Origin of the sequence: Pseudosulfitobacter sp. DSM 107133 (assembly GCF_022788695.1) — a bacterium.
Classification (GTDB): Bacteria; Pseudomonadota; Alphaproteobacteria; order Rhodobacterales; family Rhodobacteraceae; genus Pseudosulfitobacter.
Map to the genome: position 1 here is coordinate 1,878,091 of NZ_CP085154.1, position 25,417 is coordinate 1,903,507.

Genomic DNA, 25,417 nt, shown 5'->3' on the forward strand with positions numbered 1-25,417 from the left:
CTGAAATGCTGCGCAATGGACGAATGGCCGGTTCGGCGAAGCTGCACCGCTGCGCAGCCGGACCCAGGCAAGTTCCGGTTTGGGCTGCTACCCTTCATCTTTGACCCAAATGGGGCCACGGGCTGCAGTTTCTTGTGGCATCTTCGGATCACCGCCTCCAACTCGCGTCCAGAATCCTGATTTGCGGGGGTGTGCTTTCTTGAGCTTGGCAACATAGGTCAAGTGGTCGGTCATTGTGCCGGGGCGAATGGCGTCCACTTCTTGCGCCAATAGCGCCAGTTTCCCGAGAAATTTTGCGCCGTGCCCATAGGCTTTGGAGCGAGCGCGATCGAGGATGCTGTCCAGAAGTGCCCGGTAGAGGATCGTCGCCGCCAGCGGATGATCGTGTTCCAGAAGGCCCGCGATTTTTGGCAAGATGTGCCAATCCCCCCCGTTCCAGCGGTGCGGATGCGTCGCGATCAGTTTTGCTGCCAAATCAAGCCGTGGCCAATCAAGGAAAAATTGCAGTGCCACATCGGGGTCTGACTTTTCCAACGTGAAGGCGTGGGCGCGGTCTTCGGCCTCGATATCCTCGAAGTCCGGCAGCTGTTTGAGGTAATCCCGCAGAATGTCGGCGGACAGGCGCGCCTCGAAACAGCGCCAACGCAGGGCCTGCGCCGCCGACCTGTCGCCCGTGGCATCCAGAATGCGCGCCTCCAGATTGACCCGTTCTGGCGACAGGCCATCATCGGCTTTGCCAAAAGTACGCCGCCCGGGCTTGCGCACCCACTCCAGCGCCTCGGCACTGCGGCCGACCTCCAGAAGCTGCGTAGCGATGCCCAGCGTATCCTGCATATGCGGCTTTTTCTTGAGCTCCAGCGCGATGAGCAGATCGAGATCCCCTCGCGCCGAGGCAAGGGTCTGGCGCATCCCGGCCCATTGCGAGGTCATAGAGTAAAACCAGCCATCCGATTTGCGCGCTGCTTCTTCTGCTTGCCGCTCGGCGATGGCGTTTTTCAGATCGCCGTCCCAACGTGTCAGACTGTCTTGCGGCAGATGCGGCGCTACGGCCTCGGTCACGTCAGCGAGGTAGCCATGCATGCTTTCGCCAAGGGCGGTCATGATCTTCTCCGGCAGCGCGTCAGCGTTAGGCGCGGGCAGGCTGGAGGCCAATTGGCCGGTTGCATGGATCGCCTGATAATAGACGTCCTGAACGCGACCGGAAGAATCGTCGACGCGTTCGAACACCTGTTCATGGGTGGCGATGAAGCGCAGTATCCGGTCTATGGCCAGCGCCGGGGCGGCAGGGCCAAGCTCGGATGTGATCGTATCGGTCAGGCTGCGCAGATCGTCGGCAAAAGCGCGGGCCTTGTCCCATTCGATAAAGCTCTTTGCCCGCTCCAGCCCGGACAGCCGCCGGTCGATCAGCTTGGCAATGGATTCGGGACCTGACTTTGCGGCCAGTGCCGCCTTAACCTGCCGCCGGAACCCAGCATTGCGCTCGGACTCTTCCAGCACCAGCTGCGCGAGTTTGTCGGCACCGAGATCTTTCAGCTTATCAGTGGAGAGGGCAGGTTTGCGCGCCATGGGCAGGTCTCAACTTTGAACTTTTCCTTCAATAAGTGCCTTGGTCAGATCATGGGTGCAAGTTTTGGTTCAGGTTGCACCGAAAACCAGTAGGGACGTGTTCGAATACATCGCGCTGTTCTATGCGGGCCGATACTCATCTTAGGCCCGTCCCGCGCTTAAGCGTAGAAGGCAGATCACCGTAGCCGCAACTCAGCGGATTATCAAAAGTAAGTATTTACAACCTTAAGATTATTCTTACTAACTTAAGTTGTATACTTCTTCACAAATTTTCCATTGATCACCTTGGAGACCTACATTGCCGCTCTTCAGACTCCTTTCAAGTATGAGCCCTTCGCTTGCCCGGTTTGTTGATGAGGTGCCAGACCGGCTCCAGCATGACATACAAACGGTAGGCGACTTTACTGCAAGCCTTCCTAGCCGCCTGAATCACGACATTGAAACGGTCAGTACATTTGCATCTGAAGCCCCTGAGCGGATAGTCGAAAGTCTGGGTAGTGTATTGAACGCGCCGGACAGCGATCCCGATGATGAGCCTGGCACTGACGATGCAGGCTCACAAGACCCAGACGAAGGCGCGGGGTCCGAAGACGATGACCTGACTGGAGATCAAGACACGGGAGACGCCGACAATGAGACCGATGACGGTGACGTCACCGATCCCGACGGCATTCTCGACGATCAGGAGACCGGTGACGCCGACAATGATACTGTCGATGGAGATGTGACCGATCCTGAGGACATCCTAGATGATCAGGAAACAGGTAACCCGGGCTCCCCTGTTACCGAGCCCGAAAGCAATCCTGTCATTGGCGGTATTGTCGTTTCCGGTGACGCCGCGTCTGATGGCTTCGTCACCCTCGCCGAACGCAACGAGACGATTACTGTAAGCTTTGATGTTGACGGCCTTGCCGAGGGAGCCAGTGTCGATGCCAGCATGGTAATTGATGGGCAGACCTATTCGGTCGATCAGAACGGCCGCAACTTCTCTGCAACGGTTCCCGTTTCTTCGCTGATCGAGGGCGAGATCGACGGCTCTGTTTTCGTTTCGGTCACCGACGCCAATGGTGCCGTGACATCGCGTCAGGCACAGTTCGACAGCGGTATCACTGTAGATTTCACGGAGCCGACAGAAAGCAGTGATCCTGAATTTGGCGAGGTCACAATCACCGGAGATGCGGCCGAGGACGGGACCATCATGTTTGATGAAACGTCTGACACAGTTCAGCTCAATGTATCCGTCTCCGGCATCGCCGAAGGCGCTTCTGCCGAAGTCACATTCTTCATCGACGGTCAGTCCTACACTGCAAATGAGATCGATGGGAAATGGGTCGCAGATGTCTCGGTCATGAACCTGAGCAATGGCACGGTTTCCGGAGCCGTGGCGATAAAGGTGACAGATGCAGACGGCACGGTCAAAACCGAAACTTCGAGCTTCAATACAGACGTTGTTGTCGACCTGACCGAACCCGTTGTGAACAGCAACCCGGTTGTCGATGCAGTAACTGTCGGCGGAGAGATTCTGGCGGATGGTACGCTGACATCGGATGAACTAAACGAGTCATTTGCAGTTCAGGTTGATGTCTCCGGCATCGAAGGGGGTGCTTCCGTTGAGGTTTCCGTCGAGGTCGATGGCAATGTTTATCAGGCCAGTGGTGCGAACGGTGTCTTTATTGCTCAAGTGCCCGCTTCCGAGCTGACCGATGGCGCGGCCAGCGGCAAGGCTACTGTTCTCGTAACAGATGCGAACGGCGCGACCAGCCAGGCTACCAGCACCTTCAGCACCACAATCGAGACGGATTTCAGCAATCCTGATGACGGTGTGTTTGGCCCGGAGGTTCAGTCGACCGGAGAGGTCGAAATGGATCTCGACAGCATGACATCCTACACCACGGGCAAAGGCCTGATGGGGGTTGAGAGTGATTTCAATATTGAATTCGACTTCTTGCCGATGGCTGGAGGCACTACGCCTGAATTGAAAGCGTCACTCATTCAGATGGGCGAGTATATTAGTTCTGTTATCAAGGGTAATCTCTCGAACTTTGGGGCCATCGACGATGTCAAAATTACGGTTGTTGATGCAGCACGTGATGGCGAAGGCGGCGTCCATGCTGCTGGTAGCGTATCAGGTGTCCGCGGGGCCGGTGAAGATGCTGGGATTGGGTATAATGGCTCAATTTTCGTCGACATCGACGACATCGAGAGCATGATGAATGAAGGTGTCTTCAATGACACCATCCTTCATGAATTACTCCATGCGCTGGGATTCGGAGATGGCGATAGATGGGAGTCGCTTCTCGATGAAAGCCAGGAATATGGTGGAAGCTTCCGCTTCACCGGTGAAGCTGCGATTGCGGCTTATAATGCTCAGCATCCCGATATCGCCAGTCAGGACGACTTCTCTAACTTCGGCGTTCCCGTGGAATCCGACTTCGGCCGGGGCAATGCGCGCTCCCACTGGGATCGTGCCACCTTTGACAAGACCGAAGGCGGCCTCGTGGCGGCAGGCACCAGCGAGTTCTACTACGGCGGCATCGACGCCATGACCCTCGCAGCTTTTGAGGACATGGGTTACGAGACCACATGGGATGCATCCAATCCCGGCGCTCAGCCCGGGGATTATGATGTGCTCCCGGCTGCTGTTCAGATCCCTGACTTGGTGAATGACGTACAGATGGCTGCCGCCGAAGATCTTTCCATGGCAGATATTACTCCGCTGGCTTCAGAGGTTGATACCCAAGGCCCGACGATTGACGGCGCAGATCAGGACGACAACAATTTCCTGTCCAATCTACTGGGTCGGGTGGCTGACACCGTTCAAGATAGCAGTGAATTTGTCTCGAATGTCGCCGACGATCTTTTCGGGCCTGATGAGAGCGGTTTGGATAATGCTTTGGGCCTGGAGCGTGTGGGGGAACAAGGCGACAGCGTTCTACTCGGAAGCACCTCTCCGACACCGGCGGAAGTGGCCTTTTTCTCGGCAGACTTTTTCACTCCCGTGTTTGATTTGAATGATGAAATTGCAGCCTGACGGCCAATAATTTGGCCACTGATCATAGCCCCCAATCCCCGCATTTCCTCACAGCGGCTCAAGGATTATTTTATGTTTCGAATGAACTTTAGATCTCCACCCTTGGCCACACTGTTCACGGCTGCTTTGATCGCAGTAGGCGGTTCGGTGTCTGCAGTCGCACAAGGGTTTGCACCAGAAGTCCAAATTACTGGGGAGAACGGGGAGCAGCGCATCGTCGTCGACGGGCAGACATTTAATCTCTTTGCATCGCGTATAGACCTTGTCGGGCGTTGGAAAGATTATGTCCTCGTCGCTGCACAGTCCGGGGGGTCAGCATGTCCCTTCAGTCATTACTGGCTGGACTTGTCCCGCTCAACACCTGTCCTTTCTGACTTTTTCGGTGATTGCTATGAGGTTGTTGACGTTGTCATAGGGGATGATGGAAGTCTGATCGCCAGAGCTTCAGGGGTACCCAACCCGAAAGCGTTCACCTATCGCGGTGGCACTGCAATCGAAACGCAACAGGAATATTCGTTCGAAACAGACGAGTCGAAGAGCCGCCCACCTTTGGATTTTGCCAACAGCCGTATCGGTGATCTGTTCGGCGATGCGCATTGGGGGCCGCTGTTGATGGAACTTCTGGGAGAGACGGAATTTAACGCAGTGCGCGGCTATTACTCAGGTCCGGGAGGCGAGTTTATCAAGGAAGGCGCATGGTGGGTTGCAAATGGTTGCGGTCGCGGCGCGTGCAATGAGATTCTCATAGCTGTCGCGGTCAATCCCGACACAGACAAGGTGCTGCTTGCGTTGGTGAATCCGTATGCCGACGATAAACTGAAACTCATTGGCCAACCTAAGACGCCTATTCCGCCCTCCTTCGCTCGCGTTCTTGGAGAGGCTGCTGAATATGAAGCGCTTCGGCGAGGTTTCAATCGCTTAAGTTCTTCAGATCGGCGTGCGGTTCAGGCGAGGATGAAAGAGAAGGGCTTTTACACATCCAGCATCGACGGGCAGTTTGGCAAAGGTACTGCGACGGCTCTGGTCAGGATGGCAACCGCAACCGCACATGATTACGGTGAGCTGCCAGATATGGAGAGCCGCAGAGGGGCGGAAGAACTCATTAAACGTCTGACGCAACAAGTATATGCACCCCTGACTGCTGATGATGGCAGCTTTCCATTTGAAGGCATTTGGGATTGCGGAATGGGCACGGTCATTGAGATGACCGCTCGGACCTACAAATTGGGGCAACAACCTGAACTGGTGATTTCAGAAGTGGTTTCACTCTCCGACACCGCTTTGGGCGTCACGTTTACCGATGGCTACCGCCTTGCCTTCTTTGATCTCACCGATAGCTCAATGCTTTGGCATTCACCGGCCAGTGGAGACAGTTTCGATTGCCGCAAAACAGGGGAAGTTGAACTGACTGCAACGACACCTGCGGATGCAGCAGAAAGAATGGCTGAGCCTTCGGAAACTAAACCGATTGCACCGCCGACGACAGGGGACGCTCAAGTGGAAGCTTCCGACGCAGCGCTAGATGTACGGTACCTATTCCAGGGGGAATGGACCTGTACGGAAACCGGTGCCGAAAAACCATTGACCAAGATTACTCTGACAGATGACGAAGTTGAAATTGCGTTCATGGGTACAAGGATAGCCTACGCGAATGTTACCCCTGTTGGGCGGAATGGGACGGCCTTCAATATTGAGCTGAAGGACGGGCAAATGGGCGGGCTTTATGAGTTGAGCGATCAGCATTTCTTGCTCAACTTTTCAGGCTTATCGTTGTTTTGTGAGCGGTAACGCAGCTCAAGAAAATAGCTAAAAAAATAAAAGGATTAGATGTGTCCAAAATCTATAAATTTCCATCAGTGTATTTTTGCGTATCTGCTGTTGCGCTTTTTTTTGCACCAACTTCGAGCTTGGTTGCGATAAACATACTAGCGGATGCAGACCGATCAAGCAACTTGGGCGAAATATATGAGTATCTGTTTGAATTGTGGATAGTTTCTACGGCGGCTCTAATCTACACAGCGCAACAGTGGCGGAACTTTCCAACGACTGGAGCTTTGGTTTCTGGAGCACGTTTTTTTACCGTAATAAATATGCTTCTGTGTGCTTTTCTTTGCCTATTCTTCATGATCATGTCTCTACCTTTATTACTTGCTGTCGCAGGTTCTGGCGGTGAAGCTCTTTGGTACATGTGGCCATTTTTTACATCAATCTTCGTTTTGGCTTGGTGTTATTACAAAATGAAATGAAAATAGTCAAAGTTGGACAACGCATTTCAGCGCTGCGACCTTGTGAATAGAGATGTCAGATCTATTCACAACGTCTATACGTCCAAGGTGATCGTGGTTAACTTTCTATCGATCCAGGCGAAAGTTCAACTTTAGGTATCTTTTTTATCTGGAACAGCACTAGTACTGATTAGCCCACGCTTTAAGATCTCTCCTTCAGTACCCTGTGGAACCTGCGCCGGGTAGCCGAGCGAAACATTGCGGACCAAGGTCTGCCCCTCATAGCATTCAACGAGATGATGGGTGTGGCCAAACATCCAAACATCGGGTTTGTAGCGCTCAATGATCGTGGTCAGATTGGAACCATAAGCCGGATCCAAGTCCGTTCGTTGCAGACCAATCAGGTCTGGATGCGGCGCGTGATGCGTCACCACGACGGTCCCCCCGGCATGAGGATGTGCAAGTTCGGCTTCCAGCCACGCACGGTGATCATGGTGAAGCATGGCCGTCTCTGCAGGCCGAATTTTTTGAAATCCTGCGCCAGCACTGCGGATATAACGATAGTCGTTCATATCGGCGCGCGCTTGAATTTGCGCCTGTGCGGGCTGTCCGTGGAGCTCGAAATCTGTCCAGAGCGTACAGCAAAGAAAACGGGTGTTACCAACAATGACAACCGATTTTTGCGCAAAATGCGCTCCCTCCGATGCGGCAATCTGTGCAAGCCTTTCGTCACCGTCAAGGACATGATCATAATAATCGTGATTTCCAGGAACGATATACACCCGATTTGGATCGATGTACTGGGCCAAGTGACGGATTACATGCTTCCAGCGTACTTTCGGTTTGTTGCTAAGGTCGCCGGCGACGATGAGCGCTGCAATACCCGACCACTCTTGCGCATTGAGTCCGGATAGCGGCTCGCGGCCTGCTTCCAGCCAAAGGTCCAAATGAAGGTCGGCGATAACAAGGGTATTCACAAAATCATTTCCTCGGTCTGAAACGGCTGCGCCAACTTGAAAATGACGCGACCATTCTGAGATTAATCAAGGAGCTCCAGTGTTCGATGATGAAATGCAAACCTGTTTGGAGAACCTTCCGGACACTATCTTGCTATATCCTGCGGTTGCGAAGGTTAAAGCTAAGAATAAACGCCCCTATCCATCCACAGCACTCTAAAACACATTGTTCTACGTCGCCAATGTATTATTGTCACCATAGCTTCCGTGCGTAGTCCTGGCGTTCCCTTGGGGCCTACGCAGATATTCATCGTTCAGTCCAGCAGGAAAACGGTTAAAAAAGAGTAAATGAAATGAGAGAATTTGGAAGAGGCGAAAAAGGCCTTCTTTTTATACTGGGATATATTGCTATTACGGCAATGCTGTTTGGCGGGTTACTGATTTCTCTGTCCCTTCTTTTTCAGAAGCCTCTTACAGAAGATGGATCCTTTACTTACTCTTTATTCGAAATGACAATTGGGCTATCTGTAACGGCGGTAGCCTCCGTAGTTGCACTTCTACTTGCCATCCGGGCTATAAAAAGCTCTGAGCAAGAGAAAACGATTGCGCTCTTGGAGATATATCAACCGGAAATATCAGAGTTATTCAATCTCCTAAATGAACGCCAGCTATTATTAGGTAAGTTTCTCGAAGAATCTGTGAATCTGAGTGAAAAGGCACAGCATGTCACAAACTGCCTTTTCTATGACGCTTTCATAAACGGTTCAGATTCCAGTGAAATATTTCGGGCATTTGAAAATCGAAAGGAAGAACTTCGGAGGCAGGTAGTGGAGGAAAGTAAAAAACACGGACTTGATGAGTCCGAGCAACTCATGTATTTCGAAGTACGCAACGACGGTGCCGATTTTTTCGTTTCACGCGCAGCGAGGGATGGGGATTCAGATCTTACGGATGAGGCTTGGTTGTCCAACGTTTATGACTTGGACATAGCAATGCATGCGTTTCAAGAAGTCTATCAGGAAGTGGCGTCTTTGTTTAAAGAATTATGTCTTGAGACCATAAGTCCGGACTCAGGCCTCTATCATCGTGTCATATCCGGATCGTTCGACAGCATCACAAACAAGGATATTGAAGCACGCGATAGCCATCTCTTTCCACCACATGTTGCGGAGATTGGGGGGGAATTTTTTAATTCACGGTGGCCAAAAATATCACTCTCTGACAATCAGTATATTGTTTTGTCAAATTTGTTTGAGTTGTTTGAGAACTATGAGCCAGTTCATTTTCTTAAGGCATCCCGGTTGAATGAGAATTTCATCGACAAAAGAAAGCTTAAGGCTGAATTCTTTCGCCGTAAGATTAAAAATATTGCCGGTTTTAATCACAGAGGAGCAGAAACACCTGAGGATTTGGGGCGCCTTCTTGGCCGCTTCATGCCGGTTGTTTGCGGCTATGGGCGGGAGAGCACAATTGAATCTACGGCTTTGACAGAAAAATTGGATGATCTTATATCAAGCGAATCTGAGAAATTCGTAACGTTTTCCAGAGCCGGATCTACTCTAGCGGGTTGCTATCCATGCTCTTCAACTTCAAATTATTATAGCACAGTGTTTGATTGGATCATTCCAATGTACATTCGTGTATTCTCTCCAGAAAGCTGTATCGCCAGCTTGAAGCATGTTCTTGCTACATTGGATCTTGATGGAGATCTTTTGGACAGCCATTTGCATGTGCAGGGCACGAGCCTTTTTACACTCGAGGCTTTTGGTAACACGAGGTTGGAGGGGGAAAAAGTTTCCACCATTGAGGTCCGCACGGCATCTGAGATTGCCAATGACGCGAAGTTCACGAAGACTATGATCTAACATTCCAAAGAAATAAACCTTTCCGGTTATTGATTAGGGCCTGTGGACAATCATCTTGAGGCTATAAGTGCTGCTACGAGGTTCCAACACGCTGCGTAACTGCAATCCGTTTTGTCGTATCTTGTGGCGATCCCTCTGAACTCTGTAAGCGGGAAGGACACCCCGTGGGTTAATGGCGGCGCTGGTCTAGGGTAGGCTTTTGGCGATGATCTGATCGCCGAGGTTCCATGTCTACGACTAGTTCTACGCCTATGCCTGCGACTGGTAGCTTACAGTTGATCGAGGCTGTGACGGAGCGGCTTGACGGTGCGCCAATCGGCGAGCGGCGCCGGTGGTCTGATGAGTTCAAGGAGAGGGCCGTTGCCGCGGCGCTGGAGCCGGGCGTGAACGTTTCAGCGCTGGCCCGCCGTCTGGGGATTTCGCCACCGCAACTGTTTGGTTGGCGCAAGGCTTTCCTGAAGAAGCAGACCCATGATATTGCTCCCGCCGCATCTGTGCCGATGGTGGAGATCTTAGTGGGAGGTGTCGTCATCCGTGTCAGCCCTGATCTCGACGAGGCTGCGTTGCGCCGGATCCTGCGTGCGGTGCGCTCAGTATGATCCCCTCCGGCGTGAAGGTCTTTCTGGCGAGCCATCCGGTAGACTTCCGTAAGGGACCCGACAGCCTTCTGTCGTTGGTGCGCGATGCTGGCCAAGACCCGTTCAGCGGCGCGCTTTATGTGTTCCGTGCGAAGCGCGCAGACCGGATCAAGATCGTCTGGTGGGACGGCAGCGGCGTCTGCCTTTATGCGAAGCGTCTCGAGAAATCTGCGTTCTGCTGGCCGCGTATCGGGCATGTCCGGGTCCAGCTCAACCACGCCCAGCTCATGGCGCTTGTGGATGGTCTGGACTGGAAGCGGGTGCGTCCCATGGCGGTAAGAACGCCAGTATTTGCTGGATAATCCGGCTGCGGCAAAGTGAATCAACTGCCCCTTGGGCGCGGATATCCTGCGGCATGGCTGGCCAGGATGTGCTATCTCCAATGCCATGAGCGCCGATGATCTTTCCCTCCCTGATGACATGGACCAGCTGAAGTCCATGGTCCGCGCCATGGCTGCGCAGGCGTCGCGCGCGGATGCGCTGGAGCGTGAGATAGAGACGCTCAAGGCCCGCAATGCGGATGCCGACGAGCGGATCAAACGGCTGATGCAGATCCTGAAGGCTTATGATCGGGCGCGGTTCGGACGACGCTCCGAGAAGCTCGGTTCTGCCGCGGCGGATGATGAGGGTGCGCAACAGGCTTTCCTTTTTGAGGAGATCGAAACGGGTATCTCGACGCTGCGGGCGGAGGTTGGCACGGGCCAGGCCGCACAGCACAAGCGGGCCTCCCGGCCACGCAAGGGCTTTCCGCCGCATCTGGAGCGCGTCGAAGTGGTGATCGAGCCTGAGGATCTGCCGGAGCACGCGGGCAAGCAAAAGGTGCTGATCGGTGAGGACGTGTCCGAACGTCTGGATGTGATCCCGGCGAAGTTCCGGGTGATCGTCACGCGCCGCCCCAAATACACGTTCAAAGGCTGGGACGGTGTCATTCAGGCTCTGGCCCCGGCGCATATCATCGAGAGTGGACTGCCGACCGAGGCGTTGCTGGCGCAGATCGCGGTCTCGAAATACGCCGATGGCCTGCCGCTCTATCGTCAGGAGGGGATCTATGCCCGTGATGGCGTGGAGCTAGACCGACGGCTGATGGCGCAGTGGATGGGCCGGACAGGTTTTGAGCTGGATATCCTCGCAGACCATGTCCTGAGCGAGATCCTGAAAGGGGACAGGGTCTTCGCGGATGAGACCAGCCTGCCGACCCTCGCCCCCGGCACCGGCAGCACAAAAAAGGCCTGGCTCTGGGCCTATGCCCGCGATGACAGCACCTTTGGTGGAAGTGGTCCGCCCATGGTGGCCTATCGCTTTGAGGACAGCCGGTCTGGCGATTGTGTGCGGCGGCATCTCGCAGGGTATCGTGGTATCCTGCAGGTGGACGGTTATGCCGCCTACAACAAGCTCACGCGCAAGGGCGGAGGCAATGACGGCCCGCTGCTCGCTGGATGCTGGGCACACAGCCGACGGCGGTTCTATGAACTCCATATTGCCGGGGACAGCCAAGTCGCCACCACTACGGTCGAGCGCATGGCAGATCTCTGGAAGCTTGAGGCTGATGTGCGAGGTCAAAGCCCTGAAGCCCGCGCTGTCGCACGGCAGGCTGTCTCGGCTCCGATCGTCGCGGAAATGTTCGCACTCTGGGAGCAAACCCTGCCGCGTATCTCGGACAAGTCGAAGCTGGCAGAAGCGCTGCGCTATGCCATGACGCGTCGCGACATTTTCGAGCGCTTCCTGAGTGACGGCCGCATCGAGCTAGATTCCAACATCGTCGAGCGCGCCATCAGGCCCCAGACAATCACGAGGAAAAACAGCCTGTTTGCGGGATCTGATGGCGGAGGTTGCACTTGGGCCACTATCGCCACTCTACTGCAGACCTGCAAGATGAACAGTGTCGACCCAGTCGCGTGGCTGACCCAGACCTTGGAGCGCATCGCCAACCAGTGGCCGCGCGCCGAAATCCACTCCCTCATGCCTTGGAATTACAAGGCCTAACGGCCTCAGCTTGTCGCTTACTGAACTCTTTGATTTTTGCAAAGTAATTCTCTACCAAATGCCGCCACTTGTAGACCTCCGCGTCATAATCTCGCTGGGTTTTGCGGTTGGCTTTGGGAGGGATCACAGCTGTTGCACCGCGCTGGTCGAGGTCTTGCAACAGCCAGTCCGCATCGAACGCCTTATCTGCAAGCAGTGCATCAAATGAAACGCCTTTGATCAACGGCGCGACACCTTTCATGTCATGCGCTTGTCCCGGCAGCAGCAAGAAGCGCACCAGATTGCCGAGCGCATCCACCAACGCCACGATCTTGGTCGTCAGTCCGCCGCGCGAGCGCCCAATGGCCTGACTCTGAGTCCCCCTTTTGAGCCGGTCGCCTTCTGGTGAACCTGAACTATCGTTCCATCGATGAGTGCATATTCGAGGTCGACGTCTTCACTCATAGCTTTGAAAAGACTCTCAAATACTCCGGACCTGGCCCACCGGCGAAACCGCCGGAACTGGCTGTTCCAATGGCCAAAGGCAGGTGGCAGGTCGCGCCACGGCGACCCCGTGCGTACCCGCCAGAAGACCGCTTCCAGAAACAAGCGATTGTCCTTTGCTGTGGCTCCGGCATCGCTGACCTTACCCGGAAGATGCGGTTCAAGCCGCTGCCACAAGATGTCCGACACCACAAACCGCTCCTCGTTCATTCAAACCTCCATTTTGGAAGTTTGAATCAGAAATCAGGCAAAATGGGAATCCTGAATGTCCACAGACCCTAGTGGGCGCGCAAAAAACGCAATTACTCCACCGCGGAGCAGTGCCCGTTCTGCCGCTTCCAGGCGCGCAATAAGGCGTTTCTATCGAATCCTGAATCGCTAGGGTTTCCCAAACTGGTCTGATTGTGATTCATCATGTTTGGGAGGAAGAACTATGTTAGCATCTTCGCCATCAGCGCTTCGGGCGCGGTTTCAAAGATATACTGAGGAAGGGTTCAGCAGGCGAGCCGCGGCAGTGTGCTTGTAGCTGTCGCCAGCAACGGGCGCACGATGGCGGCATCAGATCCAAACGACGGGCAGGGCTGATCCTGCCGTACAGGGTCGTCCAAAAGGGTCAGGGAAATTGGCACCCCATGTTGGTTTTTTCGAAGAGTTGATCACCCAAGACCCTGATATCATACTGTTTGAGTTGCGTGATGCGTTTGCTGATGCAACCGGACTGCAGGTCCAGCACTCTGCTATCGGACATCTGCTAAAGCGCCTCGGGTTCACGAAAAAATGTCACTGATCGCGACCAAACGTCACCGAGCCAAGGTGAGACGACGACGTGAGGACTGGTTCCATTGCGCGGATGCCGGAATCCTCCGCCAGAACACCGCAGGTTAGTTGGATGGTCGCCTTCAAAGCTGCGAATCTTTTTTTTCAAGCTAACAAATCAACCCTTGTCACCAACCTATCTGGCTTTGCGAATTCAAATGCGTATAAAGATAGGCGTGGTTTGATTTCGGGGAGCAACGTATTGGAACGCATTGGAAATTTGGAACGTCGCCTGTGGACTTCGGCGGATGTTTTGCGCTCTACGTCGAACTTTGCAAGCAACGAGTACTTCATGCCTGTGATGGGCCTGATTTTCCTGCGCCATGCTTGTTCACGCTTTTTAAGGTTCGCGATGAAATCCTGCCAACCTTGCCCAGTCGCGGTGGTAAGATCCGTGATCTGACCAAGGCTGACTTTTCGAGCCGTAGTGCAATTTTCCTGCGGGAAGAGGCGCAGTTTGACTATCTAGTGGGCTTGCCAGAAGATCAAAGCCCCTCTGCCGCTGTCATCCATGCCATGGAGACAATCGAGGAAGACTATGAAAGCCTCAAGGGTCTGCTGCCAAAGCAGGAATATGAGGAGCTGGATGACGACGCCTTGCGCCAGGTGCTGCGCATCTTCAACGACCCGGCACTGCAAAAGGCAGACGGCGATGTCTTTGGCCGCATCTATGAATATTTCCTTACTCAGTTTGCCGACCAAAAGGCACATGATAACGGTGAATTCTTCACACCTATCAGCATTGTAGAGACCATCGTTAATGTAATTGAGCCGACCCGCGGTAAGATCATTGATCCTGCTTGTGGCTCTGGCGGGATGTTTGTGCAGTCGGCGCATTTCGTCGAAGCGATGAAGGCGAACCCGAACGAACAGCTGACCTTTTACGGGATGGAGAAAAACCCGACGACTTTGCGCCTCGCCAAGATGAACCTCGCCGTGCATGGCCTTGATGGGGATATACAAAAGGCGATCAGCTATTAAGAAGACCCGCACAAGGATCAAGGGCCGTTTGACTATGTCATGGCCAATCCGCCTTTCAACGTCGATGAGATTGACGCCGCAAAGATGAAGGACGATCCGCGCCTAACATTTGGCCTGCCCGGTGTGAACAAGGGCGGCAAGGTGTCCAACGGCAACTATGTCTGGATGTCCTTCTTTCATTCCTATCTGTCCGAACGGGGGCGCGCGGGGATTGTGATGTCGTCGCAGGCATCATCGGCAGGTGGACAAGAGGCCAAAGTGCACGAGGCGTTGGTGAAATCCGGCGACATGGACATCATGTGCGCGATCCGTGGCAACTGCCGGGCTGTGTTCCGGAAGTACAAGGCTTGCCTGACTTTTGCTCGCGTAGAGATTTATAAACCTGAGTATCAGGCTATCAACTATATCTACAGCTCACTGCAAGATGATAAGGCAGCCGCAGATACCGCAGCGATTATTCAGCGGCTCGACGCGATTGTTGCCGAGGCTATCGAAATCGAGGCCGATGCCGATGCCGATGCCGATGCCGTCGAGGATCGAATATTCGATATTTCAAAGGTCAACTTTGATTTGCTTCGTAAGCGCACGCAAAGCCAGCGATGTTCAAGACCTACGATCGGTATTGCAAAAACGCCTCGCCAAAATGCTGGCGGCCAATCCCACGCTGGTAGATTTTCAGGAACGTTTCGATAAGATTATATCCGAGTACAACACTGAAAAAGACAAGAACACGATCGAGGCCACGTTCGAAGCCTTGATGCGTTTGACGGCAGAGATGGAAGCCGAAGCCAAGGCCCATGTCGGATTGGGGTTATCCGCAGAACAGAAGCCTATCTTTGATCTCCTTATACAAGACGATCTGTGGAAAGAAGAAATCCGGCAAATTAAATCGGCATCTATTGCGCTTCTGAAGGCCATCCAACAAAAGATTGAGGATGTGCAGGACGTCTTTCAAAAGCAAAGCACGCGCGATGGTTTACGTCAGGAAATCTATGACCTCCTCTATGATGAGGGGACAGGTTTACCTGCCTCGAAGTATGATGAAAGCGCGTTGGATATGAAGACGGATGCCCTTTTCCAGTTTTTCGAAAGAACCCACACCTCAATGGCAAATAACTATGGGCAATATGTTTGATGCCATTGGCGCTTTCCGAGAGGTGTTTTCCATCTTCTCGAAGCGACAGAAACGGGCATGGTAACTGCAGGATCAGCTCGCTTAACCCATTCCGCTATCAAGTTTTTGTGATCTATGGTGCGCATCTTTACGATCATTTTAGCAGCTCATAACCGCTTTGGTTCGATTCATAACAGCTTTCACCATTCATAACTGGCGGAAAATCTTTGATTTGGGGCAGGGTGCGCGGGTGAAAATGGCTCGTTTCCCCTAAAATCAAGAAAATCCTCGATCCTATATTTTGTACTTTCAGGCGCTTGAGAGATTCTCATTGAGCAAGAGCCCGGACATGGGCCCATACTATTGCTCGATGAAAGGAAATCTCAATGGCAAGCAAACCTACACTCAAGGTTCACTGCACACCGGAAGAAAAATGCGAGATTACCGCGAAGGCGGAAAAGGCGCATTTGTCGATATCTACTTACCTGAAAACGCGGGGGCTATCAAGGACTTTACGCGAGCCTAGCCGCATCCAGTTGGCCTGTGCGGTAGAACGGGCAGAAGCATCTCTGGCTTCATTGTTCGAGAGATTGGAGCCGCACGGCCGAGACATGACTTCCGCCAGTGCTGCGATATTAATCTCAGAGTTGTTGGCTATCCGCAGCGCGCTCGAGGCGGCATTGACCCACCGCGATGAAGGGGCCGGAACATGAGGGTCGGCTTTTCAAAACACAAGCAAGCCGCAGACGGCCATGATCCGACGGTATATCCACTTTCGCCGATGATCGAGAAATCCTTCGGGAACCGGCGTGAGGTCTTTGTCCGTAATCCCCAGCCTGAACTTCTTCTCGGGTCACCAGCGGCGGTGGTTGCTGCAATCCGCGAGCTGAACCTTCAAAACCGGTATCGCGCGGCGGTGATGACCTTCGCTGGCTCCGACCTTGTTCCAAATGCATTTAATAGCGGATGCAAGGCAGCGCGCCGAGCTGTGGCTGCCGCGATCGAGTTGTTTCTGGAACTCGGGTTTGCGGGTGTTCCGAGAGCAAACAGGCTTCCCCATATCGTGGGTACACATACGCATGTGCCGGGGCAACTTGAGATCAACCTCCTTGTGCTACATGCGATCCGGAACGCCAAAGGTCAGGTCCGAAGCGTTAACATCCATCCTCCGACCCGCGGCAGCGAGAAAGACTTTGAGGCTTTTGAGGATCTGTTAAACTTGCATTTCGGCTGGGCTGACCCGCGCTGCCCGTCTCGCGCAGCCCGGATCAAACTCCCGGACTATCTACACAAGGAAGTCGCGGAGGCCGAGCGACATGGAGTGGCGTTTGATACAAGCCAGCCCAAGTTGTTTTTGGCGCAGTCGTTGCTACGGCTTGGCAATGAACCAGCTGCAGATTTCGAGGCCGGCTTGTCTAGCGTTCTTGAAGCCTGCGGCTATGTGCGGTTGAAGAAGAGCTCCTCGTCCTTGATCGTTGGCCCTGAGGCCGGGACGGTGCGCGACACCGTTGTCTTGCGGGGGCGCTACATAGATGGAGCAGGCCCAGCGGAAGACGAAGAGATTGCCGAACGCAAAGTCGAGATGGGAACGGCCCCCAAGAGGTTTCTCGCGGCATGGCACAAACGGGCGGCGTATAATCGGGCCACATTCGGCGATGACACGTGGGACCTGATCGCACCGGACATCCATAGCGTTGTCGAGCGTCCCAACCTGACGTTGCCGGCGTGTCATCACAACACCTACACGCCGGTTAACTCGCCGGGCGGAACACAATCGGCGAGAAGCCGAAAATCCAAAAAAAAGAAAAAGCGCACCGAAGTTGTGACGCTTGCCACGCGATTGAACGCCGCCTTGGGGCAGCTTCATAGCCGCATGAAGGCAGGGTTGGACCTGTCGCGGTTTGATGCCGCTCCTTTGATAGCATTTACTGCAACAAAGGAGATTGACGATGGGACTGAAACGGACGGACGAATTCCGCCAGGATGCGGTGCGGATCGCACTGACCAGCGGGCTTACGCGTAAGCAGGTGGCAGATGATTTGGGCGTTGGCATGTCGACGCTGAACAAATGGATCACGGCGCATCGAGGCATAGATGTGCTGTCGAAAGAGGATTTAGAACTCGCGAAAGAGAATGACCGGCTTCGGCGCGAGAACCGTATCCTCAAGGAGGAGCGGGAGATTTTAAAAAAGGCCACGGTGTTCTTCGCGAGCCAAAAGCCGTGAGGTTCAAGTTCATCGAAGAGCACCAATCTACGTTTTCCATCCAGCGTATGTGCCAAGTGATGCAGGTCAGCTCGCGTGGATTGAGGGCCTTTCGCGGCCGTCCCGCCAGTCGCAGGCAACGGACTGACTTGGTCACACTTGCACATATCAAGGAACAGTCCCGCCTTAGCCTTGGTAGCTACGGCAGGCCACGGATGACCGAAGAGCTGAAAGAGATTGGTCTGAATGTCGGTCATCGCTGCGTTGGCCGCTTGATGCGTCAGAACGGCATATCTGTTATTCGGACACGTAAACACAAGGTCACGACAGATAGCGATCATAAGTTCAACATTGCACCCAATCTGCTGGATAGGGACTTCACCGCTGATCAGCCAAACCAAAAATGGGCTGGCGATATCAGCTATGTGTGGACCCGGGAGGGCTGGCTGTATCTGGCTGTCATTCTTGATCTGCATTCGCGCCGTGTGATCGGCTGGGCGGTGAGCAATCGCATGAAACGCGACCTTGCTATCAGGGCTTTGAAGATGGCCATCGCGTTCCGCCAGCCGCCCAAAGGCTGCATTCATCACACGGATCGCGGGTCGCAATATTGTTCACACGACTACCAGAAGATCCTGCGTCAACACGGGTTCAAGGTATCGATGAGCGGCAAGGGCAATTGCTACGACAACGCCGCCGTTGAGACGTTCTTCAAAACCATCAAAGCTGAACTGATCTGGCGGCATCCTTGGGAGACGCGGCGGAAAGCAAAGATGGCGATCTTCGAATACATAAACGGGTTCTACAATCCGCGACGACGTCACTCAGCACTTGGCTGGAAAAGCCCTGTCGCATTCGAGAAGAAAGTGGCCTAAACGAGCACTTGGGGCGGCACAAAAGCGCGACAGGTCCAGGTTGATCCATCTGTTCGATCTCACCGCGATGTCCCAGCTCCTGCGGGAAAAACCCTTTCCGGACTTCGCAAAACACATCAAAAAAATGGAGAATCTCAATGACCGAGCCAACCAAATTGGAAGCCGACCTGAATCTGGCGATCAGATTAATCAAGGAACTTTCAGATCAGATCGAAGAGCTACTGAGGCAACGGGCCGACAACGAGCTGAACAGCCAGATGGACGAACTCATAAGCCAAATGCATATCCTGGCCTCAGTGCTCACAAAGTGGACGGAAACGCAGGACGGCATTCTGTCGGTCGAGGAGAAGGTGACACGGTTGGATCAACGGCAGGAGGACCTGATATCAACGGTACAAGGCATGCAGGGCGATCTGTCGCGTCTGGTCAGGGGCTTGATGGCACCGATGCCCCAAGATTGATCGATTTCGTTCGTGCGGTGCGCCGCGCGGCAGGCACGATCTTTCCTGATGAGGATGTTGTGGTCAGGCTGAAGGATATTGAGGCGTGGAAGGTCGAGGTGCTTGTCGACGCACACCCTGTCGTAGATGTCGGCCTGAATGGGGTAGGGTGCCTTGCACCAGATTTTGCCGGTGCCTGCGACATGATCCGAGAGAATCTGCTAGATTGGCTGGAAGAGCAGCCCAATGTGACGACACAAATTTACGACGCGTTCTCCGAGCATTCCATCCCGGATGCTGCAGATACTCCGGACTGGCAGCCTTAAGGGCAAATGCTTGTCCGGGAAACTTGATGATTTCGAACATCATTTGGGGGGCATATTTTTTGGATACGCATCGATTATAAGTATCTCGCAGAGGGCCATGTGATATAGCTTTCCGGACAAGACGGTACAGATCGGCACTTTGACTTTCGGCTTTGTGTAGTGAGGGTCTGCTGATTGACCACACAAACGGGCTCAACACGTCTAAATCGAGGTTGTATTGAACATAGCTTCCCGATCTCGAAGAAAATCCTAGCAAACATAGTCGCATGTCCCACTTCTAAGGTTACGTGAATTGGTCTTGATACGACCTTTCACCAGCCCCGTCTCAGCAAGCAAAAACAAGAACAGCGCATCACTTAAATGAGCTGATGGTTGAGCTTTTTGATAGTGGCGCCACAGGCTTCTCAAAATATTCGGGGCAACTTGTCGATAGCCTTTTTCTTGATCTTGATGGGCGTGTCATCCCGGTAGGTTGTGGTGTTAATGCTCGAAGCTCGTTTATTGTCATCTCCGCCGCCCTCAACATGCCCCAATAGATCAAGTCGCGTGACTTCATGGATGTCCGTGTTGTGGATCATGAAATTGTTTACGTAATGACGTAGGCTGTGCATGCAGAGCTTGCGAGGGTTTCCGTCGAGGCTGAGTTTAACGCTTTTGCTCCAACCATGATCGATACTCTGCCCAAACTTCTTCACGTTCAACCCGGCAGCATCGGGATCAAAATCCATCACACGTCCGCGTGGTTTCGGAACCACGTCCGGGAAGAGGAGGCTAGAGCCCTCGCGCTTCTTCGCATTGGCGTATTCCAGTATCCCAAGGTCAATTAGATGCCGATGAATCGGTATAACACGAGAGAGCTTTTCGTCCTCTGTTGCATCTTTATGCTCGCCCTTGACGCCGCGAAATTTGTTCGATTGAATCGTAATAACCGAAATCCCATCGATTTTTGAAATATCATCGGTCAACAAGCCTGCGACCTCGGCGCGTCGTGCACCAGTATAGGCGAGTATCAATGGAATCCAATATTTTGCGTCCTTGTACACGTTCTCACCAGGGGTGTGCCGATTGGTGGTGGCCATTGATCCACTCCATAAACTATGTGCAAATAGCCTCTGAAGTTCTGGTAAACGGAAAACCGCTCGCTTCTTATGGTCACGCTTGCCGTTTTTCTTAGGCTTGAGTTGGTCGAGATCAATGGCGGGCAGGTGATGACCTTCATTTCGAGCCCGTTTCAAAAGGAGATCGATAGATTTTATGTGCCGTTTGATCGTTCCTGGGGCCAAGCCGTACTGACCTGAAGACAAGTCCTTGGTACGGCGCAAGATGTCATCCAATGAAAGATAAGTATCCTTTTTTGATCTCAGGAACATTGTTGGGATTTTGTTCAAGATATCCCGCCAGTAGGCAATGTGGTGTTGCTGAATGTCGGCGACGGACGTGATTCCCGTGACAAAACAGAACAATCGAATGTCGGACTGCCGTTGTTTGCAATTGGCTTGACTGAGTTGTTCTGATTGGGCCATGCGCCAGAAAACGGATGGAATGTCGGCTGAATATTGGTCCGAGTTGGCATCGGTTGCCACCTCCCGTCGCTCCTCAAATGCCTGATTGAGCTCCAATACTGTATGTGTTGAAAATTCAAATACCGGGCCGGTTAGCTTTGGTGCTATTTGCTCCACCATCGGAGCAGGGGTGGGTTGTGGATCGGCTTCCGGCTGTTGTTGGTCAATGTTCAAAACAGGCACGGATACGCGCTCAGAGGAGAATATCAACTGTTGCGCCTTGTACTTGGCGATCAACGTTGCTTCTCGCAGTTGTGCGCGATGCTCCAGACCACTAACTTTCAGCCCGTTTACAGCCTCATGAATCGTATTGATGCGTTCATTTGCATCAGCTCCTCTGATTGCCTCGGCTTCCCTCCGATACGCGTGTATAGCCGTTTCGAGTTCATCTTTGGTCCAAGCTGGATCAATGCGCTTCGGAGGAAGGTTATCGCGTATACCGTCTTCGATCAGGCTTTTCAGTGCGATCGTACTGGCACGCGCGTAAAATTCATCGCTTTCTCGAAACCGACCCGACATGCGCGCCATTCGAAATTGGCGATCTTTCTTTCGAAGCATATCGTTAAGAACGACGTTGAAATACTGAGAGACCTGCGTGTCGCTCAGTGGTTCACTCAATAAAATAAATCCATTCATAAGCTTGTCCATCTCAACTCTTAGTCGTGTGGACAATATAGACGCTTTTACTTCGTCTGACGTCCCCAATGATGCCTGTACATATGCATTTCCTGTGGACAACCTCGGGATTCGGCGCCGAAAATGATAGATTCGACCCCGTTTAAGGAGATGAGAAGGTGACTGCATAGCATTTGGCTCCTGATCGGAACCGTCATCTGCAATGATCGAAACGGCATAGGGCCTTCAGAGGAGGCTGTGTTACAACCTGTGTGACACTTTGTGTGACAATTAGCCTGAAAGGCCAGAATCTCACCGGAGTGAAATTCTAATCTGTAGCAAAATCAATACCCTAAGGGGGAATTGGCTCCGACGGTAGGGATCGAACCTACGACCAATTGATTAACAGTCAACTGCTCTACCGCTGAGCTACGTCGGAACGGTCTGGGCCGTATAGCAACAGTGTTTTCAGGCGTCCAGAGGCTTTTGGAGAAAAAATAAACTTTTCACACATGCCGCTTCAGATCGTCTTGAACACGGCCTTTGCCGACATACCGTCGACCGGTGTCACACGGTCTTTTCCGCATAAATCGACAAGGTGGGCCAGCACGTTGCGGGTGGCGGCACCCAGCAGTGCGGGCGGGGTTTCGGTATAGATGGCGGCGGCCAGATCGGCGGCAGTGGCGGGGCTGCGGGCCAGATGTGACAGAATCGCAGCCTCGCGGCCCAGACGGTGGCCCACCAGCCAGTCGAGTCGTGCAGCCGGATCGGTGACAGGGGCGCCGTGTCCGGGGTAGAACACCCGCCAGTCGCGTGCTTGCAGCCGGGCACAAGAGGCCATGAAATCGGTCAGGTCGCCATCGGGCGGCGACACCAGCGACGAGGCCCAGCCCATCACATGATCGGCCGTCAAACAGGCATCCCCCCAGCCCAGACACAGGTGGTTGCCAATGTGGCCGGGGGTATGGATCGCCTCCAGCGCCCAACAGTCGCCGGTGATGATCGTGCCATCGGGAATTTCGACATCGGCTCTGAACTCCGTGTCGATGCCTTCTCCGCCGCCCACCAGACCGCCCTGCGCCAGCTCTGTCATCGCCGCGCTGCGCCCGGCATGCGCATCCCCAAAGGCCAGCACCGGCGCACCCGTGCGTTGCGCCAGCGGGCGGGCCAGCGGTGAATGGTCCAGATGGGTATGAGTCACGATGATATGGGTGATTTTCTGATCTGGCCCCACCGCGGCCAGAATCGCCTGCAAATGCGTGTCGTCCGCGGGGCCGGGGTCGATCACCGCCAGTCCGCGTGTACCCACAAGATAGGTATTGGTGCCGCGATAGGTCATGGGCGAGGGGTTGGGCGCCACGATCCGGCGCAGTCCGGTTTCCAGCACTTCGGCCACACCGATTGCTGGATCAAAATCATCGGGTGGCATCATGGTACAGGCTCTTCTATCCGCTTCGGTTCACCGCTAGGGTTTAGACATGTCCTTTGAATGGCTCAAACATTATATGCCCCGCAGCCTGTATGGCCGTGCCGCACTGATCCTGCTGTTGCCGGTGGTGTTTGTGCAAATCGTGGTGTCTGTGGTGTTCACCCAGCGCCATTTCCAAGGGGTTACCGCCCAGATGACCAACGCCGCAGGACGCGAGATTGCATTGGTACTGGACGTGATGGAAGGTGCCCCGACACGCGAGCTGATAGGCGCGCGTGTGCAGGACCGTGTGCCACAGCTTGAAATTTACGCCAGCGCTGTCGACGCGGTGCCCGCCATTGATGCATGGAACTGGCTGGACCTGTCGGGCGGCTTTGTGGTGGCGCAGCTGCACGAAAGGGTGCCGCGTGCGCTGGCTGTTGATCTGACCACCAACAAGCGGGTTCACATATATGTCGCAACCGACAGCGGGCCGGTGCGGCTGGATTTCGACCGGCGCCGCGTGTCAGCTGCCAATCCGCACCAGCTGTTCGTGAACATGGTGTTCTTCAGCGTTCTGATCACCATCGTTGCGCTGATCTATCTGCGCAACCAGTTGCGCCCGATCAAACGGCTTGCCCGCGCTTCAGAAGCCTTTGGCCGGGGGCGTCATGTGCCCTATACGCCCGCCGGTGCCACCGAAGTGCGCGCCGCCGGGACGGCCTTTGTCGATATGCGCAACCGGATCGAACGTCAGATCGAAACCCGCACCCTGATGCTGTCAGGGGTCAGCCATGATTTGCGCACGCCGCTGACGCGGATGCGCCTGTCGCTGTCGATGCTGGACGACGAAGATCGCGAAGCACTGGAACAGGACGTGGACCAGATGCAAAACATGATCAACGAATTCCTGAACTTTGCAAAAGGCGCACAAGAGGGCGAACCCGAAAGAATCGATCCGCTGGCCCTGATCCGCGACATCGTGGAAGACCAGCAAAGGGCAGGGCGCCCTGTGACCCTTGTGACTGCCAGCGGCGAAGGGACCATCAACCTGCGCCCCGTCGCCATGCGCCGCGCCATCGAAAATCTGATAAACAACGCGGTGCGTTACGGGGCCCGCGCTGAGGTCAGCGTTGTGCTGACTGAAAAATCCCTGCGCTTTCGTGTCGAAGACGACGGCCCCGGCATTCCCGAAGACAGGCGCGCCGACGCGCAGCGCCCGTTCACACGGCTCGACCCTGCGCGCAATCAGGACAAAGGTGGTGGCGTGGGGCTGGGACTTGCCATCGCAACCGACATCGCACGCGCCCATGGCGGCGTGCTGCGGCTGGGCAGCAGCGAACGGCTGGGCGGCTTGCAGGCGGATATTGTGATCGCACGGTAAGTGACGTGAAATACGATGGGTCCTGACCCTAAGGGGGGACTGATGCAAATTAGCACCGGTTTTGCTGTTGTGGGATAAACTTGAGAAGCATGCACGCCTGACCAAAGACTGTGTTAGCGTGCCCCAAGATGCGCAATCATGCGCGATTTTCTCATACAGATTGGTTTATTATGAAGTTTCCACAAGAAACGAAGCCCGCGCTTTTGGGCGCGGCCGTAGGAGCCATTGCTTTGGCGATTGTTGGCTTTAACTGGGGTGGCTGGGTAACAGGCAGTTCCGCAGCGGAAATGTCGGACGAAGTCTCGACAGCCGCTGTTGCCTCGGCCCTGACACCCTATTGCTTGCAAAAATCCAAAGCCGATCCGAAATCCTCGGCTGTGATGGCAGCCCTTGCCGAAGCCAACGAGTGGAAGCGGCGCAGCATCGTCGAAGATGCAGGTTGGGCGACACCATTGGGGGCCGAAGGCCCGCACCGCGAATTGGCCGAATCCTGTCAGTCGGCCCTTTCGAACGACACCTGATCCCTGATGGTTTGACATAATGGCATCGGCCAACGCCCCAAGCATGATCTGGCAAGGACCGCTTGGGGCTATTCACGGACCTTACCGCTGTTGCATCTCTGCAAATCTGCCACGAGCCGCGCAGTTACAGGCGCTAACGCGTTGCAAATGTATGAGAAAGTCACAGGCCCCGGACACGTTTTGCGCACACCTCTGCGGTTTGCACCGCGTGTGTTGATGAGTCGGATACGCGACCAATGCACAAATACAATCAGAAGAACGCACGCAGTTTCGTGATTAAGAAACCTTCATAACGCGCTGAAAAATAAGTATTTTGGTAGGCCCGGCAGGACTTGAACCCGCAACCAAAGCGTTATGAGCGCTCTGCTCTAACCAATTGAGCTACAGGCCCGCCTGGGCGTTTGGGTATGTCGCCGCGCGCCCT

At 54.1% G+C, this 25,417-nt stretch carries 19 protein-coding genes, 2 tRNA genes and 3 pseudogenes; 16 read left to right on the forward strand and 8 right to left on the reverse strand.

Going from position 1 to position 25,417, the window contains the following annotated elements; genetic code table 11:
- Positions 1 to 87: 87 nt before the first annotated feature.
- Entirely contained in the window at positions 88 to 1,566 is a 1,479-nt protein-coding gene (locus DSM107133_RS09200) for a DUF6880 family protein (protein WP_114294071.1), read from the reverse strand.
- A 325-nt stretch (positions 1,567 to 1,891) separates the two neighbouring features.
- Between DSM107133_RS09200 and DSM107133_RS09205 the strand changes: the two genes are divergently transcribed.
- The 3 genes from DSM107133_RS09205 (at position 1,892) to DSM107133_RS09215 (ending at position 6,843) form a co-directional block, all read left to right on the forward strand.
- On the forward strand, positions 1,892 to 4,597 hold the full coding sequence (locus DSM107133_RS09205; protein ID WP_162792058.1) for a DUF2457 domain-containing protein: 2,706 nt from the start codon (positions 1,892 to 1,894) through the stop codon (positions 4,595 to 4,597).
- Between the two features lie 102 nt (positions 4,598 to 4,699).
- Positions 4,700 to 6,385, forward strand: a complete 1,686-nt coding sequence (locus tag DSM107133_RS09210; RefSeq protein WP_162792059.1) for a peptidoglycan-binding domain-containing protein — start codon at positions 4,700 to 4,702, stop codon at positions 6,383 to 6,385.
- 41 nt (positions 6,386 to 6,426) lie between these two features.
- On the forward strand, positions 6,427 to 6,843 hold the full coding sequence (locus DSM107133_RS09215) for a hypothetical protein (RefSeq protein ID WP_162792060.1): 417 nt from the start codon (positions 6,427 to 6,429) through the stop codon (positions 6,841 to 6,843).
- A 131-nt stretch (positions 6,844 to 6,974) separates the two neighbouring features.
- Here DSM107133_RS09215 and DSM107133_RS09220 read toward each other — a convergent pair whose 3' ends face one another.
- Positions 6,975 to 7,799: a metallophosphoesterase gene (locus DSM107133_RS09220; RefSeq protein WP_114294074.1), complete on the reverse strand. Its 825-nt coding sequence runs from the start codon at positions 7,797 to 7,799 to the stop codon at positions 6,975 to 6,977.
- A gap of 332 nt (positions 7,800 to 8,131) precedes the next feature.
- Here DSM107133_RS09220 and DSM107133_RS09225 point away from each other — a divergent pair, with 332 nt between their 5' ends.
- On the forward strand, positions 8,132 to 9,643 hold the full coding sequence (locus tag DSM107133_RS09225) for a hypothetical protein (RefSeq protein WP_114294075.1): 1,512 nt from the start codon (positions 8,132 to 8,134) through the stop codon (positions 9,641 to 9,643).
- A 50-nt stretch (positions 9,644 to 9,693) separates the two neighbouring features.
- On the opposite strand, the pseudogene DSM107133_RS09230 reads toward DSM107133_RS09225, so the two are convergent.
- Positions 9,694 to 9,792, reverse strand: a pseudogene (locus DSM107133_RS09230) (IS5/IS1182 family transposase); the annotation flags it as partial.
- A gap of 126 nt (positions 9,793 to 9,918) precedes the next feature.
- Here DSM107133_RS09230 and DSM107133_RS09235 point away from each other — a divergent pair.
- The 3 genes from DSM107133_RS09235 to DSM107133_RS09245 all read left to right on the forward strand — a co-directional run bounded on the left by DSM107133_RS09235 (position 9,919) and on the right by DSM107133_RS09245 (position 12,264).
- Positions 9,919 to 10,242, forward strand: a complete 324-nt coding sequence (locus tag DSM107133_RS09235) for a transposase (RefSeq protein ID WP_162792063.1) — start codon at positions 9,919 to 9,921, stop codon at positions 10,240 to 10,242.
- Positions 10,239 to 10,583 (forward strand): IS66 family insertion sequence element accessory protein TnpB, encoded by a 345-nt coding sequence (tnpB, locus tag DSM107133_RS09240; RefSeq protein WP_114294112.1) that lies wholly within the window; start codon positions 10,239 to 10,241, stop codon positions 10,581 to 10,583. Before DSM107133_RS09235 ends, tnpB begins: the two co-directional genes overlap by 4 nt.
- 85 nt (positions 10,584 to 10,668) lie before the next feature.
- Complete coding sequence (locus DSM107133_RS09245; protein WP_114294113.1) at positions 10,669 to 12,264, forward strand: IS66 family transposase; 1,596 nt, start codon at positions 10,669 to 10,671, stop codon at positions 12,262 to 12,264.
- A 16-nt stretch (positions 12,265 to 12,280) separates the two neighbouring features.
- Here the strand turns inward: DSM107133_RS09245 and DSM107133_RS09250 are convergent.
- Positions 12,281 to 12,957 (reverse strand): annotated as a pseudogene (locus DSM107133_RS09250) (IS5 family transposase); the annotation flags it as partial.
- Positions 12,958 to 14,079: 1,122 nt separating this feature from the next.
- Here DSM107133_RS09250 and DSM107133_RS09255 point away from each other — a divergent pair.
- The 7 genes and pseudogenes from DSM107133_RS09255 to DSM107133_RS09285 all read left to right on the forward strand — a co-directional run bounded on the left by DSM107133_RS09255 (position 14,080) and on the right by DSM107133_RS09285 (position 19,503).
- Positions 14,080 to 15,237: pseudogene (locus tag DSM107133_RS09255) on the forward strand (N-6 DNA methylase).
- Entirely contained in the window at positions 15,188 to 15,679 is a 492-nt protein-coding gene (locus tag DSM107133_RS09260; RefSeq protein ID WP_240310351.1) for a type I restriction enzyme endonuclease domain-containing protein, read from the forward strand. Before DSM107133_RS09255 ends, DSM107133_RS09260 begins: the two are co-directional and overlap by 50 nt.
- Positions 15,680 to 16,044: 365 nt before the next feature.
- A complete protein-coding gene (locus DSM107133_RS09265; RefSeq protein ID WP_114291693.1) occupies positions 16,045 to 16,371 on the forward strand; it encodes a hypothetical protein in 327 nt (108 codons plus the stop codon).
- Positions 16,368 to 17,681, forward strand: a complete 1,314-nt coding sequence (locus DSM107133_RS09270) for a hypothetical protein (protein WP_243253533.1) — start codon at positions 16,368 to 16,370, stop codon at positions 17,679 to 17,681. Before DSM107133_RS09265 ends, DSM107133_RS09270 begins: the two co-directional genes overlap by 4 nt.
- A protein-coding gene (locus DSM107133_RS09275) for an IS3 family transposase (RefSeq protein ID WP_114293116.1) occupies positions 17,608 to 18,737 on the forward strand; the annotation gives its coding sequence in 2 pieces (ribosomal slippage) (positions 17,608 to 17,851 and positions 17,851 to 18,737; 1,131 coding nt in all). Before DSM107133_RS09270 ends, DSM107133_RS09275 begins: the two co-directional genes overlap by 74 nt.
- A 137-nt stretch (positions 18,738 to 18,874) precedes the next feature.
- Positions 18,875 to 19,198: a hypothetical protein gene (locus tag DSM107133_RS09280; RefSeq protein WP_114292561.1), complete on the forward strand. Its 324-nt coding sequence runs from the start codon at positions 18,875 to 18,877 to the stop codon at positions 19,196 to 19,198.
- Entirely contained in the window at positions 19,195 to 19,503 is a 309-nt protein-coding gene (locus DSM107133_RS09285) for a hypothetical protein (RefSeq protein WP_114292562.1), read from the forward strand. Before DSM107133_RS09280 ends, DSM107133_RS09285 begins: the two co-directional genes overlap by 4 nt.
- 404 nt (positions 19,504 to 19,907) lie before the next feature.
- Here the strand turns inward: DSM107133_RS09285 and DSM107133_RS09290 are convergent, their stop codons facing one another.
- The 3 genes from DSM107133_RS09290 to DSM107133_RS09300 all read right to left on the reverse strand — a co-directional run bounded on the left by DSM107133_RS09290 (position 19,908) and on the right by DSM107133_RS09300 (position 23,112).
- Entirely contained in the window at positions 19,908 to 21,713 is a 1,806-nt protein-coding gene (locus tag DSM107133_RS09290) for a hypothetical protein (RefSeq protein ID WP_114292563.1), read from the reverse strand.
- Between the two features lie 331 nt (positions 21,714 to 22,044).
- Positions 22,045 to 22,119: transfer RNA gene (locus DSM107133_RS09295), tRNA-Asn, on the reverse strand.
- 81 nt (positions 22,120 to 22,200) lie between these two features.
- A complete protein-coding gene (locus DSM107133_RS09300) occupies positions 22,201 to 23,112 on the reverse strand; it encodes an MBL fold metallo-hydrolase (RefSeq protein ID WP_114292564.1) in 912 nt (303 codons plus the stop codon).
- A gap of 46 nt (positions 23,113 to 23,158) precedes the next feature.
- On the opposite strand from DSM107133_RS09300, the gene DSM107133_RS09305 reads away from it, so the two are divergent.
- Positions 23,159 to 24,472: an ATP-binding protein gene (locus DSM107133_RS09305; RefSeq protein ID WP_114292565.1), complete on the forward strand. Its 1,314-nt coding sequence runs from the start codon at positions 23,159 to 23,161 to the stop codon at positions 24,470 to 24,472.
- Between the two features lie 170 nt (positions 24,473 to 24,642).
- Positions 24,643 to 24,993, forward strand: a complete 351-nt coding sequence (locus tag DSM107133_RS09310; protein ID WP_114292650.1) for a hypothetical protein — start codon at positions 24,643 to 24,645, stop codon at positions 24,991 to 24,993.
- Positions 24,994 to 25,307: 314 nt separating this feature from the next.
- Here the strand turns inward: DSM107133_RS09310 and DSM107133_RS09315 are convergent.
- A tRNA-Ile gene (locus DSM107133_RS09315) sits at positions 25,308 to 25,384 on the reverse strand.
- Positions 25,385 to 25,417 lie beyond the last annotated feature (33 nt).